The sequence below is a fragment of the Shewanella sp. QJM3NY_23 genome, assembly GCF_056173105.1.
The window spans coordinates 3,431,220-3,446,943 of record NZ_CM149657.1 but is presented as its reverse complement, the minus strand read 5'-3'; the positions used below and the strand labels follow the sequence as shown (position 1 = coordinate 3,446,943).

16 protein-coding genes and 1 pseudogene are annotated in these 15,724 nt (G+C 49.0%); 8 read left to right on the top strand and 9 right to left on the bottom strand.

Annotated elements, in window-relative coordinates; genetic code table 11:
* Positions 1-109: 109 nt before the first annotated feature.
* On the top strand, positions 110-1,357 hold the full coding sequence (locus tag AC0VXX_RS15275; RefSeq protein ID WP_475514958.1) for a sensor histidine kinase: 1,248 nt from the start codon (positions 110-112) through the stop codon (positions 1,355-1,357).
* The gene (locus AC0VXX_RS15270; protein ID WP_475514957.1) at positions 1,354-1,884 is read left to right on the top strand and encodes a response regulator transcription factor; all 531 of its coding nucleotides are present in this window, start codon (positions 1,354-1,356) and stop codon (positions 1,882-1,884) included. The genes AC0VXX_RS15275 and AC0VXX_RS15270 overlap by 4 nt, the downstream gene beginning before the upstream one ends.
* A gap of 187 nt (positions 1,885-2,071) precedes the next feature.
* Here the strand turns inward: AC0VXX_RS15270 and AC0VXX_RS15265 are convergent, their stop codons facing one another.
* Complete coding sequence (locus tag AC0VXX_RS15265; protein WP_475514956.1) at positions 2,072-4,126, bottom strand: TonB-dependent receptor; 2,055 nt, start codon at positions 4,124-4,126, stop codon at positions 2,072-2,074.
* A 545-nt stretch (positions 4,127-4,671) separates the two neighbouring features.
* On the opposite strand from AC0VXX_RS15265, the gene AC0VXX_RS15260 reads away from it, so the two are divergent.
* On the top strand, positions 4,672-4,821 hold the full coding sequence (locus AC0VXX_RS15260; protein ID WP_475514955.1) for a hypothetical protein: 150 nt from the start codon (positions 4,672-4,674) through the stop codon (positions 4,819-4,821).
* Positions 4,822-4,991: 170 nt separating this feature from the next.
* Here AC0VXX_RS15260 and AC0VXX_RS15255 read toward each other — a convergent pair whose 3' ends face one another.
* Both AC0VXX_RS15255 and AC0VXX_RS15250 read right to left on the bottom strand, forming a co-directional pair.
* Positions 4,992-5,201 carry a TOBE domain-containing protein gene (locus AC0VXX_RS15255; protein WP_475514954.1) on the bottom strand — a complete coding sequence of 70 codons (210 nt, stop codon included), beginning with the start codon at positions 5,199-5,201 and terminating at the stop codon, positions 4,992-4,994.
* Between the two features lie 95 nt (positions 5,202-5,296).
* Positions 5,297-6,190, bottom strand: a complete 894-nt coding sequence (locus AC0VXX_RS15250; protein WP_475517049.1) for a DMT family transporter — start codon at positions 6,188-6,190, stop codon at positions 5,297-5,299.
* A 203-nt stretch (positions 6,191-6,393) separates the two neighbouring features.
* On the opposite strand from AC0VXX_RS15250, the gene AC0VXX_RS15245 reads away from it, so the two are divergent.
* The 3 genes from AC0VXX_RS15245 to AC0VXX_RS15235 all read left to right on the top strand — a co-directional run bounded on the left by AC0VXX_RS15245 (position 6,394) and on the right by AC0VXX_RS15235 (position 8,995).
* On the top strand, positions 6,394-6,894 hold the full coding sequence (locus AC0VXX_RS15245) for a MarR family winged helix-turn-helix transcriptional regulator (protein ID WP_475514953.1): 501 nt from the start codon (positions 6,394-6,396) through the stop codon (positions 6,892-6,894).
* Positions 6,895-7,129: 235 nt separating this feature from the next.
* Positions 7,130-8,569, top strand: coding sequence for an MBL fold metallo-hydrolase RNA specificity domain-containing protein (locus AC0VXX_RS15240; protein WP_475514952.1), 1,440 nt, complete (start codon positions 7,130-7,132; stop codon positions 8,567-8,569).
* A gap of 132 nt (positions 8,570-8,701) precedes the next feature.
* Positions 8,702-8,995 carry a hypothetical protein gene (locus AC0VXX_RS15235; RefSeq protein WP_475514951.1) on the top strand — a complete coding sequence of 98 codons (294 nt, stop codon included), beginning with the start codon at positions 8,702-8,704 and terminating at the stop codon, positions 8,993-8,995.
* A gap of 97 nt (positions 8,996-9,092) precedes the next feature.
* Here AC0VXX_RS15235 and AC0VXX_RS15230 read toward each other — a convergent pair whose 3' ends face one another.
* The 6 genes and pseudogenes from AC0VXX_RS15230 to AC0VXX_RS15205 form a co-directional block, all read right to left on the bottom strand.
* Positions 9,093-9,440, bottom strand: a complete 348-nt coding sequence (locus tag AC0VXX_RS15230; protein WP_475514950.1) for a hypothetical protein — start codon at positions 9,438-9,440, stop codon at positions 9,093-9,095.
* A 45-nt stretch (positions 9,441-9,485) separates the two neighbouring features.
* The gene (locus AC0VXX_RS15225; protein ID WP_475514949.1) at positions 9,486-9,824 is read right to left on the bottom strand and encodes a hypothetical protein; all 339 of its coding nucleotides are present in this window, start codon (positions 9,822-9,824) and stop codon (positions 9,486-9,488) included.
* A 131-nt stretch (positions 9,825-9,955) separates the two neighbouring features.
* Positions 9,956-10,363 carry a c-type cytochrome domain-containing protein gene (locus AC0VXX_RS15220; RefSeq protein ID WP_475514948.1) on the bottom strand — a complete coding sequence of 136 codons (408 nt, stop codon included), beginning with the start codon at positions 10,361-10,363 and terminating at the stop codon, positions 9,956-9,958.
* Positions 10,364-10,534: 171 nt separating this feature from the next.
* Positions 10,535-10,756: pseudogene (locus AC0VXX_RS15215) on the bottom strand (efflux RND transporter permease subunit); the annotation flags it as partial.
* A 267-nt stretch (positions 10,757-11,023) separates the two neighbouring features.
* The gene (locus tag AC0VXX_RS15210) at positions 11,024-11,683 is read right to left on the bottom strand and encodes a Qnr family pentapeptide repeat protein (protein ID WP_475514947.1); all 660 of its coding nucleotides are present in this window, start codon (positions 11,681-11,683) and stop codon (positions 11,024-11,026) included.
* Between the two features lie 35 nt (positions 11,684-11,718).
* Positions 11,719-13,086 (bottom strand): MATE family efflux transporter, encoded by a 1,368-nt coding sequence (locus tag AC0VXX_RS15205; protein ID WP_475514946.1) that lies wholly within the window; start codon positions 13,084-13,086, stop codon positions 11,719-11,721.
* Between the two features lie 225 nt (positions 13,087-13,311).
* Here AC0VXX_RS15205 and AC0VXX_RS15200 point away from each other — a divergent pair, with 225 nt between their 5' ends.
* Both AC0VXX_RS15200 and groL read left to right on the top strand, forming a co-directional pair.
* A complete protein-coding gene (locus tag AC0VXX_RS15200) occupies positions 13,312-13,602 on the top strand; it encodes a co-chaperone GroES (protein ID WP_110457094.1) in 291 nt (96 codons plus the stop codon).
* A 56-nt stretch (positions 13,603-13,658) separates the two neighbouring features.
* Complete coding sequence (gene groL, locus AC0VXX_RS15195) at positions 13,659-15,305, top strand: chaperonin GroEL (RefSeq protein ID WP_475514945.1); 1,647 nt, start codon at positions 13,659-13,661, stop codon at positions 15,303-15,305.
* The last annotated feature ends 419 nt before the right edge of the window (positions 15,306-15,724 follow it).

Below are 15,724 nucleotides of genomic sequence, written 5' to 3'. Positions count from 1 at the left end.
CACATCTTTGAGGATAAACGGTGCGATAAGTGGCCTAAACGCGTTAAAATAGCCCTTACGGATTGATGCAATGTCGCCGCGCAGCGGCCACCTCAGCTAAGGAACTCAAGTGCCCTCTCTAGCCAGTTCACGATACCGCGCCGCCGATCAACTGGCGCTGCTGCGACTGATGGGTCTCGTACTCAAACTATGTTTAACCTTCGCTTTGGCCGACACCTTTGGATTATCGCTGCACAGTCCGGCGCTTAATTTGGCGTTGATCATTGAGGGGCTCTACCTCGGCTTTACCTTCTACCTAAGAAAACAATTGTTTAATAGTGATGCAGGGCTGTTTATCGCTTTACTTATCGACACCTTACTGTGGATCACTTGGCTCTATTTTTCCGGTGGTGCGACCAATGCCTTTATCTCGCTATTGCTGCTCCCCATCGCGATAGCCGCGGTCTTATTACCCAAATGGGCGCCTTGGGCGCTGGCCTTATTATCGACCTTAGCGTATAGCGCCATGTTATTCACTCTGCCTCAGGGGGAGATGCAGCACCATGGTATGGACATGAGCTCACACTACTTGGGGATGTGGTTTAATTTTGTGATCTCTTCACTGGTACTCACTACCAGTGTGGCATTTTTGGCTAAACGTTTGCGGCGCCAAGATGCCGAGCTGGCCTATATGCGAGAGGCGCAGCTGCGCCAAGAGCGGCTGCTGGCACTGGGTACCGCCTCGGCGCAAATGGCGCACCAGCTCGCCACACCTCTGGCGAGTCTGCGGCTGTTGGTCGACGAATTAGATGAAGAATCCACTGGCAGCCAGGTGACACTTGATGAGATGCAAGCGGCGCTTAATGTGTGTGATACCACCCTAGCCGAGCTTCGTTTGGCGACCGAGTCGATACGTGCTGGTGAATTTAACTACATCTCAATCAATACGTTAATTGAAAGCTTACAACAACAAGTGCGCTTACTGTTACCCAGTATCGAACTGAGCATCTCAACCTTAGATTGTCGCGGCGACGAGCAACTGCGCGCCGATGCCAGCTTGCTGCCAGCGCTGCTGGCATTAATAGAAAATGGCGCGCGAGCCAGCGAAGAGGTAGGTGGCCCAGCGCGCGTTGCGCTGTCACTGCAATACCAATGTGATGAACTTGTGGTGGCGGTACGTGACTTTGGCCCCGGGATCCCCAGCTCGTTGCTCACCCAATTAGGGCATAAGATTATCGATAAACCCAAAGGGATGGGCGTGGCTTTGCTGCTCAGTCATGCCAGTTTTGAGCGCCTCGGTGGCCGCTTGATTTTCGGCAGCCATCTTGATGGCGGGGCTGTCGCTCAGGTGTATCTTCCGCTACCGGAGGCGCAATGAAACGCTTATTAATTATCGAAGATGACCGCAGCTTGGCGGCCATTTTAGCGCGGCGCATGAGTAAGCATGAGTTTGAATGTCGCCAGTCTCATGATGCGACCGAAGCCCTGTTGTGTGCCCGTGAGTTTAAACCTAGTCATATCTTGCTCGATATGAAATTGGCCGAAGACAATGGTTTGGCCTTAATCTTGCCGTTAAGGCGCTCCTTACCCGATGTGGTGATGGTGTTGTTAACGGGGTACGCCAGTATCGCTACCGCAGTGGAAGCTATTCGCTTAGGCGCCGATAACTATTTAGCCAAGCCAACGGACACCCAAACCTTGCTGAATGTACTCAATAATTGCGCGTCATTGCTCACCGATGAGGGGGTCGATGAGGCGCCTTTGAGCACGAAACGGGTGGAGTGGGAACATATTCAGCAAGTGCTCACGGCCAACAAGGGCAATGTGTCGGCCACGGCGAGACAGCTAGGCATGCATCGACGTACCTTGCAACGTAAGTTACTCAAAAAGCCGGTGAACAGCTGATCCTCTCCCCGCTGGTGCGCGGCATCTTGTAAGGCTGGCTGAAGTTGGTGATTTGTCCTCATGCAAAAAAATCCCCGGCATCTTGCGATGGCGGGGAAGGGAAGTGCAGTGGAATGGTCCCTAAAATGATAATAACGATGTTAAAAAGTGCAGATCTGCAACGATGACCGATTGCTAGCATTGCCTCTTAGAAGCGATATTCACCTATCAGCCAAGCGTTGATCCCTGTGCCCGGCATACGTTCACCCAGTGCCAACTGACTGTTGGCTACTCGGTTATAGCCACCAAGGTGTTCTTGGTACTCTGTGTCAAACAGGTTGTTTACGCCCGCTTTAACCAGCCAGAGATCGGCATCATAAGCCAGCGATAAGTTGACTAAACCATAACCAGAGGTTTGCAGCTCCTGCTGGGTGCTAGACACCTTATGTTGCGCGCTTACTCCTTGCGCCTCAACGCGAGCCAACCATGCTCCTCGTTGGTAGTTTAGGCCAACCGTGATGGTTGGCGGGGCGATGCGATACAGGTTATCGTCGATATCGCGGCGCTCTCCTCTAACATAGCTGGCTAACATATCGAGTTGAAGCTGGTCATTGAGCTGGTAGCGGGCGCTAATGTCCATACCGTAGAGCTGGGCATCGACGTTGGCAAATTGCAATGGGTGGCTGTCGCCCATCATCTGCGCGGCCATGATCACCGCCTTATCGGTGGCATTAACCCCTTGAATATAATCATCGATACGTTGCCAAAATAGCCTTGGACTCAGTTGCAGACGGTTGTCTTGATAGTCGGCGCCAAGCTCCAATTGATAGGCGGTTTCTAAGGATAAATCCATCTGGCCGACATAGGTGCGCCCATCGGCGAGTCCACCTGTTGATTGCATCGGCACCCATAAATAACGCTGTTGATAGCTGGCACTGTCTTGCTTACGCGCCGTTGCAACAATCCAGCTCAGCGACTCATCCACTTGATAGCGGCCATTAACCACTAGATCGACACCGGTTTGCGCGTGAGAGCGATCGGCTGCATTGTATCTGTCCATCAACACCTTGATGGCAGGCATATTCGCCGCCATAGAGTGATCAACCGCATCGGCATCGGTTTGGTAGTGCTTGACTCGTAATCCCAGTTGCCAGTTCCACTGCTCGATATCTTGCTGCCACTGGGCAAAGGCGCTGACGGTGTTATCGGTAACGCCATTGAAGTTATCGACCTTGAACATCGGCTTGGTGGGATCGGTGATCACCGAGTCATGCTGGCTCCATTGCGTATCGAGGCCGAATAGCCAAGCGGCTTTGGCCATCGACACTGAGCTGTCGATACTTTTGCTGTCGGCATTGTTATAGCGGGCACTGGCGGTGTCATTTTTCACCCGCTCGCTAAAGTTGTCCATGCCATGACGCGCATCGCTGTAAGCGAGATGCCAGTTGATGTGCCAATCCTTGATTAGGTGTTGCCCTTCCAGTTTGACCCTGTCGGTGCGGATAAAATCGATATCCATAGGCAAGGCTGGGGTTCCGGCATTGGTGGTTTCGAGATGTTGATAGCCGATGGCTATCGACTCATCGTCAAAGCCCTTATCGCTAAGGTTAAAGCGATATTGGCCGCCCACAATCGCCTTATCGTAGGTGGTTGGGGCGATATCGATACCCGCGCCGGTTTGTTGATTAGCATTGGCTTGCATAACATCGCCATACAGCAGTAGCGCCTGCTGCTCAGCGCCGAAGTTGGTTTTCGCCCCAAGGTGCGCTTGTTCACCATTATGTTGATATCTGGCGGCGACTTTACCGCTGAACTCATCGAAGCGCGCCTGTGATTCAATTACCTTAACGCTGCCCCCAAGGGTATTGGTACCAGCCGACACCGGGGCAATACCACGACTCATCTCCAGCCGTTCACTATTGACTAGGCTCGCATAGCTCAAAGGAGTATCCATGGCGTTAGGCCCAGCTCCTGCCAGTGTGACGCCGTTAACCTGGGTATTGACCCTATCGCCAAATAGGCCGCGATACTGGGCAATACCTGTTAATGGCCCGTTGCCATTGACGGCTGCGCCGGGCAGCTTGCTCAACAAACTACTAATGTCGGCAACTGGCACGTTAGCTTCACGGGAGATGGTGCTGTCATCTTGTAGGTGACGGCCACTGACTTCAATAATCTCAAACGCCGCTTGGTTTGCCGCTACCGGAGTTGCCAACAAACTGCTAATGGCGAGGGCTAAATAAGAGTGTCGTAAGGTGATCATATAATGTTGATATTCACTGGTTATTTATCGTTGTGGCGGCATTGTGTCAGTGGGCATAGAGGCTGACAAAGGGAAATGGCCAGAGTGCGACAAGGTGTCGCAGTTAGCGTGGATGCAGGGAAGGGTCCGCTTAATTATGTGCTGCACCAGTGCTTGTCTTATGGGGTATGCGCAGGTGATGAACTCAGCGATTCAAACGACTGTTTGTTTTATTGAGCGCCTGCTGTCGATGTTATTTAGCAGAAAGTGATATTAATTTTGACTTTTTTACGCCGGATTTATGGCTGTGGTTTATCGATTTTATGTCAGCATGCTTACGGTATATTGTTGTTAATCAGTATTTTAGGTTGGATTTTTGCTGGTGGGTAATTATTTGCGGTCTATTGATATGACCAATAAATAGGCTTGACAGTCGAACTGAACACGCCTTTAATCGACTTAAGGTGTTTGATAAATAAAACGCCTTGTTGGTTTTATTGTGCTGCCAAATGCTTAATTAGCGTTAGGCATCTTCTAATTGAGTTATGACAATATTGGTATGCATCATGGAAAATGAACGTAATAACAGATTTTACCCGCTAGACACGCAAACAGAGGGCTTTAGTGCGCAGCAGTGTCAGTTTTTACCTGCGATGCCAGAAGGGCATGAGGGTGACAACGAAGAGGAGGTGTGTTTCGTCCTGGGTTACAATTAACCCGCGCTGCTATGCAGGTGCTGGCATATTTGTACTGCTATATCAGGAGCTTTGGCGACTTACGGTCAAAACAGTGGCATAACTTGAGTCTGCCGCTGTGGTTGATGTTAGTGAATAAGCTTAAGGTTTATTCACCAACATCACTGACTGAAGCGTGATCGACTAAAGCGTTAGTCAACAGCAACCATAACGTTGCTCGCCTTGATCACGGCATAAGCCTCACCGCCAACGATTAGGCCCAATTGCTCGCAAGATCGCTTAGTGACCACAGATGTGATTTCAACACCCGGTGCCAACTCGATCACCACTTCATTGTTAACAGAGCCTACATCGATCGATTTGATTTTGCCTGAGAGTGTGTTGCGTGCACTGATTTTCATTAATTATTATTCCTTTAACTCATACGAAAGAGGCAGATTCTAACGTGTTTAACGAGTGTTGTTAACCGCAAAACATACCTAAATATTGGTAAAATTTAACTTTTATCAGGCTTAGCCTTCACTCGGCTACGCACCAAATAGATGATCTGCGGCATCAAAGAGGCCACAATCATCCCCAGCATCAATAGATATTGGTACGGGGTAAAGCGCTCGCCCAGCAAAAACATACCCGCCACAATCCCCGCTATCGGATTGGCAATGCCGCCAAAGGTAAAATCGACTACGCTCATGCGTTGCAGCAACCAGACATACATGCTGTAACCCAGTACGGTATTGAGTAACACTATCCAAACGAGTCCCAGCACATTATTGCTGGTCAGTTGGCTCAGCGCTAAGGCATAGCTTTGGGGCACCATAAACGCATGCACCGCAGTGATCAAAGAGAGTATTACGCCGCCCAATAGTAGTTGCCAGGTTAAAATGGTCCACCAATGAATGCGTCCGCCCAGAGCCTTAGTGATGGTGCTCCCCACCACAATACAGCTAATTGCCGCGAGCATAGCCCCAAGGCCGATAGGGTTTAAGTTAATGGCGTTAGGGTCAAATAGCAGCCAGGCTAAGCCAATTAAGATTGAGCCAAACAAGGCCTGTATTTTACTGGGACGGTGTTTATTGACCACCCAGTGAAACAGCATGGCAAATACCGGAACACTGACCATGCCCACCCCTGAAATGGCCGAGGGCAAAGTGAGTGCCATAACGAAGATTAAGCTGAAAAATAGCGCAATATTGATCAGACCCAGCTTGAACAAAATAGTCCAATCTTGCCTTTGCGGTAGGCTAGGTTTTATCGCCAGTAAGATAAGCCCCGCTGGCAATGCACGTATCGCACCCAATAATAGCGGCGGCCAATCTGGCAGGCTAAATTGGGTAACCGCATAAGTGGTGCCCCAGAAAAACGCTGGGATCATCGCAAGCAGCACATTCATCATTATCTCCAGTTAAAGTATCTTTACGTTAAGATATTAGTGTGCGACTAAACGGTTCGCTTGTAAAGTACCTTACCGTTAAATATCTTTGCGTTAAGTTAGTTTTGTGGTTATCTTGGCAACAATCGCTATCGTTACGGCTGATTTTGCCTCCACTGCCGCCGTGCGAACCCTGATAATAAGCAATACCTTGGGAGCCAAAGATGAATAATATTGTTACCGACGGCGTCGACAAAGTCGTAGCACAATGGGCCTGTGAAAAACCGCAGTTAGAGACCATGCCCATGGCCATTATAGGGCGTATGATGCGCTTATATAAACACCTAGAGGCACAGATAACCGCCTGTCACAAAGGCTTTGGCTTAACCCAGGGCGAGTTTGATGTGTTGGCTACCTTGCGTCGCAGCGGGGCACCTTTTAGCCTCACGCCGTCGGCATTATTAGACTCCATGATGCTCACCTCTGGTGCCATGACAAATCGACTCGATAAGCTTGAGCGCAAAGGGCTGATCAGCCGAGTTCATAGCCAGCAAGATCGCCGCAGTGTGACGGTGGCGCTTACCGATGCGGGGCTCAATCTCATCGATATTGCCATAGAGGCCCATGTGGCACTGCAGCAGCAATTGATGCAAGGTTTATCTCCCCAAGAACGTACCGCATTGAACCTGCTTTTTAAGCAGTGGTTGACTCAGTTTGAGCCTTAGTGACTCACTTGCGATCTCTGATGTTCGAGCCGTATATGCAATTCAGGGCTTTGTCTTGGCTGACTGCTCCTTAAAACCGGTATGGGCCCAGCTATGCCAAAGCCTGTTATTTTAACTATGCTGCATACATTATTGTGCCGCTTGCCAGCTATACTTTAAGCATATCAATAAGGGCGGCAACATAGCGTGTCACCGCCTCACTTCTTCCTAAGTACTCGCTATTTAAGGGATTGTTATGCAGATGACACTAGAGTTTTTAGGTGCGACCCAAGAGGTAACCGGCTCTTGCCACCTACTCACCATCGATGGACGCCAAGTGTTACTCGATTGCGGTATGATCCAAGGGGGCAAGCAAGATTCGCTGCGTAACCATGACCCCTTTGCCTTCGATGCCAGCCAGATCCACGCCGTCGTATTAAGCCACGCCCATATTGACCATTCTGGTCGCCTGCCTTTATTAGTTAAGTCCGGCTTCAAAGGCCCTATCTTTACCCACAAGGCCACGGTAGAGCTGTGTGACATCATGTTAAGAGATGCGGCGATGCTGCAATTTCGCGATGCCGAGCGCATTAATAAACGCCGTGCTAAAAATCAACTCGATCCCATTGAGCCCTTGTTTACCGAGGAGGATGTCGCCTTGGTGATGCAGCAATTTGTGGCGCTAGATTATGGCGAGCCTTGTGAGGTGGCACCCCATGTGCGCATCAGTTTAGCTGATGCAGGCCATATTTTAGGCTCAGCCATTGTCGAGCTGTGGGTAGGGCAGGCAGCTGAGCAAAAAAAACTGGTATTCAGTGGCGATTTAGGTCGCGCCGGCATGCCTATTTTGCATGATCCCAGCTTTATCGACAGCGCCGATTTAGTCTTAATGGAAAGCACCTATGGTGATCGCCTACACCGGAGTTGGCCTGATACTCTAGAGGAACTCAAGGCGATATTTGCCAGCACCATTAGGCGTAGTCGTGGCAATATTTTACTGCCTGCGTTTTCGGTGGGGCGTGCGCAAGAGCTGCTATATCTGTTCCATTTGTACGCTAAAGAATGGGATCTATCACGCTGGCGTATCTGCTTAGACAGCCCGATGGCGATAAAGGCGACTCGAGTCTATGTCGAAAACTACAACTTAATGGATGAGGACTTTAAACGTTTTACTCGCCTTTCTCCGGGGCAGCATCCCCTGTTGTCTAATGTCGATTTTATCGACAGCACCGAGGAGTCGATGGAGCTAAATGAGATCCACGAAGGCTTAATTATTATTGCCGGCAGTGGCATGTGTAATGGTGGGCGTATTCGTTGTCATCTAGCCCATAATTTAGCTAACAGCCTGTGTGATGTGATCATCTGTGGTTATCAAGCCATGGGTACGCCAGGGCGTTTGTTGGTCGATGGTGCCGATAGCCTGACGATACACGGCAATCCCGTGCCCGTTAAAGCCAAGTTACATACCATCGGCGGCTTATCGGCCCATGCGGATCAAGCCGAACTGCTTAACTGGTATCGCCACTTTTCGGGGTCGCCATCTGTGGTGCTGGTACACGGTGAATCAGAGGCGCAAAAAGTGTTGCTCGCTACCCTGCAACAGCTGGGTGAGTCGGCGCCTATCGAGTCGGCCATTGCCGCGTATGCGAATTGCCTCGATCTGAGCGCCTTGCCCAAGTTAGTCTGGATACCTTGATACTCATCGCCTTGGCGTGACGGTGGTTAAGTGGACAGATTTTGCTGATTTGTTGATTATTTGTTTGTTTTTGGGTTTGCTGGTAGCATGTTGACTTCATTTACTTTTTGTTAATCAAAAATGGAGTGTGTCATGCGATTACCACTGGCTAAAGGACTTGTCATTGCGGCGTCGTTATTCTCTTGTTGTGCGTTAGCGCAGCGCCCCGAATTTTCAACTACCGCCGCAAAATCAGATTATGATTTTGCTAAAAACCCGCCGGCCAAGGTCAGCTTTATCCTTAAACGTACCAGTCGTCATGATTTTTCTAAGACCACAGCCGCGTACGCCGATTATGACTTTGCCGACAACAAGCGTTGTACCGATTGTGAAGCGCCGAGTCTCTCAACCCCCCATGATTTTTCTAAGACAGAAGCGGTTAAATAAGCCAATATTCACATAATGTGTTGGGTGATCACCTCATCTAAAGAGGGGCACCCAACGAGTGTTGGTGATTGAATGCTATTACTTGCTCGTTAGCGACTTATTTAGCTTGGGGCAGGTTTTTTCCGATGCGATATGCGTCAATCACGCCTATAAACCAGCTTATGACAAAGGCGAGGGTCGCCAAGGTAATAGCTATATCGTCACCATGGGCACCGGCTTGATTTATCTCTTGAAAAATCACCCCAAAATCCAGCGGTAGTTCTCCCGATAAAATGCGATCACTTATGGCTTGTGCCCGCTCAACGGCGCGGTAAAGCAGATACACCAGCCCAGATAAGCTCACAACGGACAGCAGCGTGCCTGTGTTATAGCGCTTTAAATAAAAGTGGCCACTGCCAGGGCAGACAAAGGCTGACATTAGGGCGGCAATAACAGCGTTATTCATGTTGTTCTCTTTTTTGGGGGATTAACTAACCCGAGCTCAGGTTAACTATTCTAAGTCGATACGTCTAAGGCTGATTTTTAAGTGTTTGGCTTTGTTCACTAGCATAGGATCGGCATTGTCACCCTGCGCCGCCAGTTGGCTTTCTACACCCGTTAGCTCTTGTACTATCCAGCCGCGGATCATCACATAATAGCGCGAATCTGTACCATAGCGAACAAGGGTTTCAACCGATGTCAAAGAGGGCGAGTCTATTGCGTTCGCAATCGATTGCACCATGATCCCAAGCTGTTGTTGTGTCTGTTGTTGGTGCTGCAAGCTACCTTCACACCCCCATGCCACATTAATGCTTAAGGTTAATATCAGGAGTAATACAGACTTCATCATGATTCCTTATTGGCGCGGACATGCCGAATCTACCCTAAAGCAAGAGCTGAAGATAGTGCAGTATTGTCGAGCGAAGATAGGCCACTTGATACGAATAGGTATTAGGTGTTATCAGTGGCCTAGATTTGAAGTTAGTTGTTATTGGCTCCTTGATCTATCCAATTTTTAATAACCTCAATTTGCTCCGTTGTTAACGCTCTACCTTCTCCTTGGGCCAACTTGTTGTCATGGTGGGGTGGCATCTGGATTTTAGTATCGACAAGGTGGTTAATGACTAAATAGAGCGAACTGGATACGGCACTTCCAGGCACGACAACAGGGCCAAGCTTTGTGCCTTGCATGACTGATTCATAGTTGTCTAGTGCCAGCTTAGTTTGGGTTACGCCTTCACCTGAGCCTGAGTGGCAGCTAATACAAGCGTTGTTCAAAATAGGTTGAACCTGAGATGAAAAACTGACAGGACGTTCACAGCCTAATACGAACACAGATACGACAGCGGTGAGTGCTAGGCGAAATTTGAGGGGGCGATCACTACACATAACATCCTCCAGTAGCCTTGGTAACGATACGTTTTAAGTATAGCTCTCTGAAGCTGGAGTGGGGTTAATGAATGACACTCGTGAGTTGTGTATCGTCATCGTAAATTTTGCTTGCCGTTATAGGAAGCCCAGTTCCTATCGAACTGGGCGCGCTGGGAAGCGTTGTTTGGATTAATTTTGTGCTAGGGACCTCCCGTTATTTTCTGGGTAGACGATGCCAAATAACAAGGTGTAGATCACTGGTAATACGATTAGTGTTAACACAGACGCAAAGCCAAGACCAAAGATAATGGTGATCGCCATTGAGCCGAAGAAGGCGTGCGATAATAGAGGTATCATCCCCAGCATCGTAGTGATAGCCGCCATCAAGACGGGTCTGACACGACTGATCGCCAGAAGAGTTACCCAAGCACAATTCAATTCTGTTTCGCTACCCCAATGGTCGCATTTTTAACGAGGTGCCGTTTGGTAAAGAGAAAACCCTATCGGTGACCGGCAACTTGTGTGTGAACAGTTTGGACACCTGTTTAGAGGCGGTGTTAGAAGCGTGTATTCAAATGGTGCCTGCGATCGCGAAGCCAAAACCAAAGGTGCCATCAAGCCTCTGAGCTAAACTATGGCCCTTGATGTAAACCATGACCTCGGATGTAAATCATGGCATTAATCGGCACTAATAATCAGGCCAAAGGGCGCAAGCAACTGTTCTTGCTGGCATGGGTTGATGATCACCCCTTCTAGCGGCACTATTCTGGGGTCGAGGCCATCCAGCTCCACGCGGGTAAGATTAGCGCCGCGCAGATCAAAGCTGCCCCATTGCTCGGCAGAAAACTCACCACCACTCAAATCGGCGCCGCGCATCGAGGCGCCGTTTAAATTCGCGCCGCGCCAGCGGTTATCAAATAGCTCACACTCTTCGAGCAGTACACCATCAAAATTGCTATAGGCCAGATTGCAGCCCGTGATATAGCCACTGCAGAAGTAGCTTTTCTGGGTGATGTAATTGGTAAAACTGGCGCGATGAAAGTCGGCTCCCTGCAGGTTACTGTCACGATACTCAGCGCCAAAACAGCGGCTGCCTCTAAACAGACTCATGCTTAAGTTGCATTGTTTAAAATTGGCATTGGTCAGGGTGGCGTAACTAAAATCACAGCCAAGTAGGTCGCCACTTTCCACAAACTGACAGCGCTCAAACAGGCAATCGCTAAGATCAGCATGGTTAAAGCGGCAGCGATAGAAGTGGCAATCTTGATAGTGCTGTGCTTGTAAATCTTCGCCGCTAAAATCGTGCTCGATAAACCATTGCTCGCAAATCGCAGTCATTTTCCATCCTAGGCATGGGGTTAGTTAGGTGTAACTCAGCTTGGGTTTGGGATATTGTTCGCCCGACTTTTTGCTGGCTCGGTGATTTGGCGAGCCAAAATATAACAGGCGATCCCCATGATGGCATTGGTGATCGGCAGCGCCAGTAATAAGCCTTTTACGCCACCTAAATATGAGCCTACTGCCGCAAAGGGCAAGAGTAACAAAAACAGGCGGCTCAGGTTTAGTAGCAAAGAGCTTATCGGCCTGTGGTAAGCGTTGAGTGTGGTGGCGGTTAAAATCACCATTCCCAGCGGGCCATAGGCGGCGGGCAGGGCGATAATATAAAACGTTAGCCATTCAATTACTTGTGGGTCGCCGCTAAACAACTGCGCAATGGGGGTGGCCAAAAACAGCAGCGGTAAATAGAGTAACGTTTGAAACACCAACACAAACTTAAGCGATAGCATCAACGCTTCACGCGCTCGCTCGCGTTGACCCGCCCCTAAGTTTTGCGCCACAAACGGCACTAGGCTCGATGACAGTGCCATTACCGCAATTAACAGTACCGACTCTAAACGTGTGCCCGCGCCAAAGGCGGCCACGGCGCTATGGTCGATACGCGCTAGCATCGCCATAATCAGCGCATTGGCGACCGGGTTAAGCAGGTTCATCAGCGCCGCTGGCTGAGCAATATGCGCCAGTTGTTTCCAGTTTAGGCGCATGCGAGCTATGTTTAGCTCGGCAAATTCAACCAAATTACGTTTGATGATAAGTAGATAGCCCGATAGCGACAGCGCCACTATCCACGACACTAAGGTCGCAATCGCCGCGCCTTGTATTTCTAAGCGTGGAAATGGCCCTAGGCCGAAGATCAGCAGCGGATCGAGGATCAGGTTGATTAATGCCGCCAGCGCCATTATTTTAGCCGGAGATTTGGTATCACCTGTGGCGCGCAGTCCTTGATTGCCCACCATTAATAGCACTAGCAGTGGTGCGCCTAAGTACCACAAAAACATATAGTCGCGAATAAGCGGTAGGCTGGAGTCATTAGCGCCAAGCAAGGTAAACAGCGGCCCGATACACAGGCTGCCCACTAAGGATACCGCGGCGATTAACCAGAAAGTAAGCATTAAGGCATCGTGCAAAAACACCTTGGCTTTATGGCTGTTACCGCTGCCAATTAGGCGGCCTAAATTGGTCGACACCCCAGCACCAATGCCGATGGCGATACTGGAAATGACTAAGGTGACCGGAAAGGTAAAACTGATCGCTGCCAAGGCTTCTGTGCCTAACTGGCTGATAAAAAAGGTGTCCACCAGACTAAACCCCAGAATGGTTAAGATACCAATCAGGTTCGGGAGGCTCATATTTAGCAGTACACGACCGATAGGCTGGCTGAGCAGCCCGTGTCTGTCTCTCATTACGGTGGATTGCCTAGATTACAGAAGGAGGGCAATTCTAGCAGGATTGACCGATTTTTAATAAAACCCAGTTAAAAAAATCAGATTTTTTTTTGTAAAGCCCTTGGATCTTGTCACACCTACCCCCATATAACCAATCATCACTCGGCATAACTACTTTGTGTCGTCTTTATTTGTAAACCGCCAACGTTTGTTGGGCAAGAAAATCATTAGGAGAGTCCATAGATGAATATTCGTCCATTACATGACCGTGTCATCGTTAAGCGTTCAGAAGTTGAAGCAAAATCCGCCGGTGGCATCGTACTCACAGGTAGTGCAGCCGAGCAATCAACTCGCGGTGTTGTACTTGCAGTAGGCAATGGCCGAATTCTTGAAAACGGTACTGTTCAGCCACTTGACGTAAAAGTCGGCGACACAGTTATTTTCAACGAAGGTTATGGCGTGAAAAAAGAGAAGATCGACGGCGAAGAAGTCTTGATCCTATCTGAAGCAGATTTAATGGCTGTAGTGGAATAATCCACTAAGTTACTCACTATCCCAGTTAAACAAAAATTTTATTAAAGGATATTAACATGGCAGCTAAAGAAGTACTTTTTGGTAATGACGCGCGCGTAAAAATGCTAGCCGGCGTAAACGTACTAGCTAACGCAGTTAAAGTTACCCTAGGCCCTAAAGGTCGTAACGTTGTTTTAGATAAGAGCTTCGGTTCACCACTTATCACTAAAGACGGTGTGTCAGTAGCAAAAGAGATCGAACTAGAAGACAAGTTCGAAAACATGGGCGCACAAATGGTGAAAGAAGTTGCTTCTAAAGCCAACGATGCTGCCGGTGACGGTACCACCACTGCAACAGTACTAGCGCAAGCGATTGTCACTGAAGGCCTAAAAGCCGTTGCAGCGGGCATGAACCCAATGGATCTTAAGCGTGGTATCGACAAAGCGGTTATCGCAGCCGTTGCCGAGCTTAAAAACCTATCTCAAGAGTGCAGCGACACTAAAGCGATTGCACAAGTAGGTACCATCTCTGCTAACTCTGACGAGTCAATTGGTGAAATCATCGCAACAGCGATGGAGCGCGTAGGTAAAGAAGGCGTTATCACTGTTGAAGAAGGTCAAGCACTCGAAAACGAACTTGACGTCGTTGAAGGTATGCAGTTCGACCGTGGCTACCTATCTCCATACTTCATCAACAAGCCAGAAACCGGCAGCGTAGAGCTAGAAAGCCCATACATCTTGTTGGTTGATAAGAAGATCTCTAACATCCGTGAATTGCTACCTATCCTTGAAGGTTTAGCTAAAACGGGTAAGCCTCTGCTTATCGTTGCAGAAGATGTTGAAGGCGAAGCACTAGCCACATTGGTTGTAAACAACATGCGCGGCATCGTTAAAGTGGCTGCTGTTAAAGCACCAGGTTTTGGCGACCGTCGTAAAGCAATGTTACAAGATATCGCTATCCTAACTGGCGGTACTGTTATTGCTGAAGAGATTGGCCTAGAGCTTGAAAAAGCCACCCTAGAAGACCTAGGTACAGCTAAGCGCGTTGTTATCACTAAAGATGACACCACCATTATCGACGGTAACGGTGAGCAAGAGCAGATCCAAGCTCGCGTAGCACAAATTAAAATTCAAGCTGAAGAATCAACTTCTGACTACGACAAAGAGAAACTACAAGAGCGCATGGCTAAATTGGCCGGCGGTGTTGCAGTGATCAAAGTGGGCGCAGCCACTGAAGTTGAAATGAAAGAGAAAAAAGCCCGCGTAGAAGATGCACTACACGCGACCCGCGCCGCTGTTGAAGAAGGCGTAGTAGCAGGTGGTGGTGTTGCACTAGTACGTGTTGCTAGCAAGATTGGCGACGTAGAAGTGGCTAACGAAGACCAAAAGCACGGCGTGGTTATCGCCCTACGTGCTATGGAAGCGCCACTACGTCAAATCGCGACTAACGCAGGTGAAGAAGCGTCAGTTGTGGCTAACAACGTGAAAAACGGTACTGGTAACTACGGTTACAACGCAGGTAACGACACTTACGGTGACATGCTAGAGATGGGTATTCTTGACCCAACTAAAGTAACTCGTAGTGCGCTACAGTTTGCGTCATCTATCGCAGGCCTAATGATCACCACCGAAGCTATGGTTGGCGAATTGCCACAAGACGCTGGTGCTGACATGGGCGGCATGGGTGGTATGGGTGGTATGGGCGGTATGGGCGGTATGATGTGATCCTAGCTGGTTAAAATCGTCTATAGCGGTGTTACCTTACCACTCGTTTAAGAGAACTAAACGTCGTGGCAAGAAGCCTTGCTCTAGAGCGATTTTTCCTGCGCTAGAACATCTGTTCCATAGGCCTTAGTTCTTAGTTCGCTAAGAATTACACCTAAAAAGAAACCCCGATACTGTTAACAGTATCGGGGTTTTGTTTTATGTGCTTATTGCAAACTTCGTTTGACGAAAAGTCGTGGCGCTTCGCCCTCTACCTCTATTTGGTATAAAGGCGGGTTGACGCCCAATGAACTAGAGCCTTTGTTCTGGTTAAACTCTAAGGTGGTGGGCAATTTTAGTTGGCCATGACACTCAGTTTGACCATACCTATATGGGGATAGCTAATCGTTTGTATATTGCTGAAGTCAGGTTATCATTGT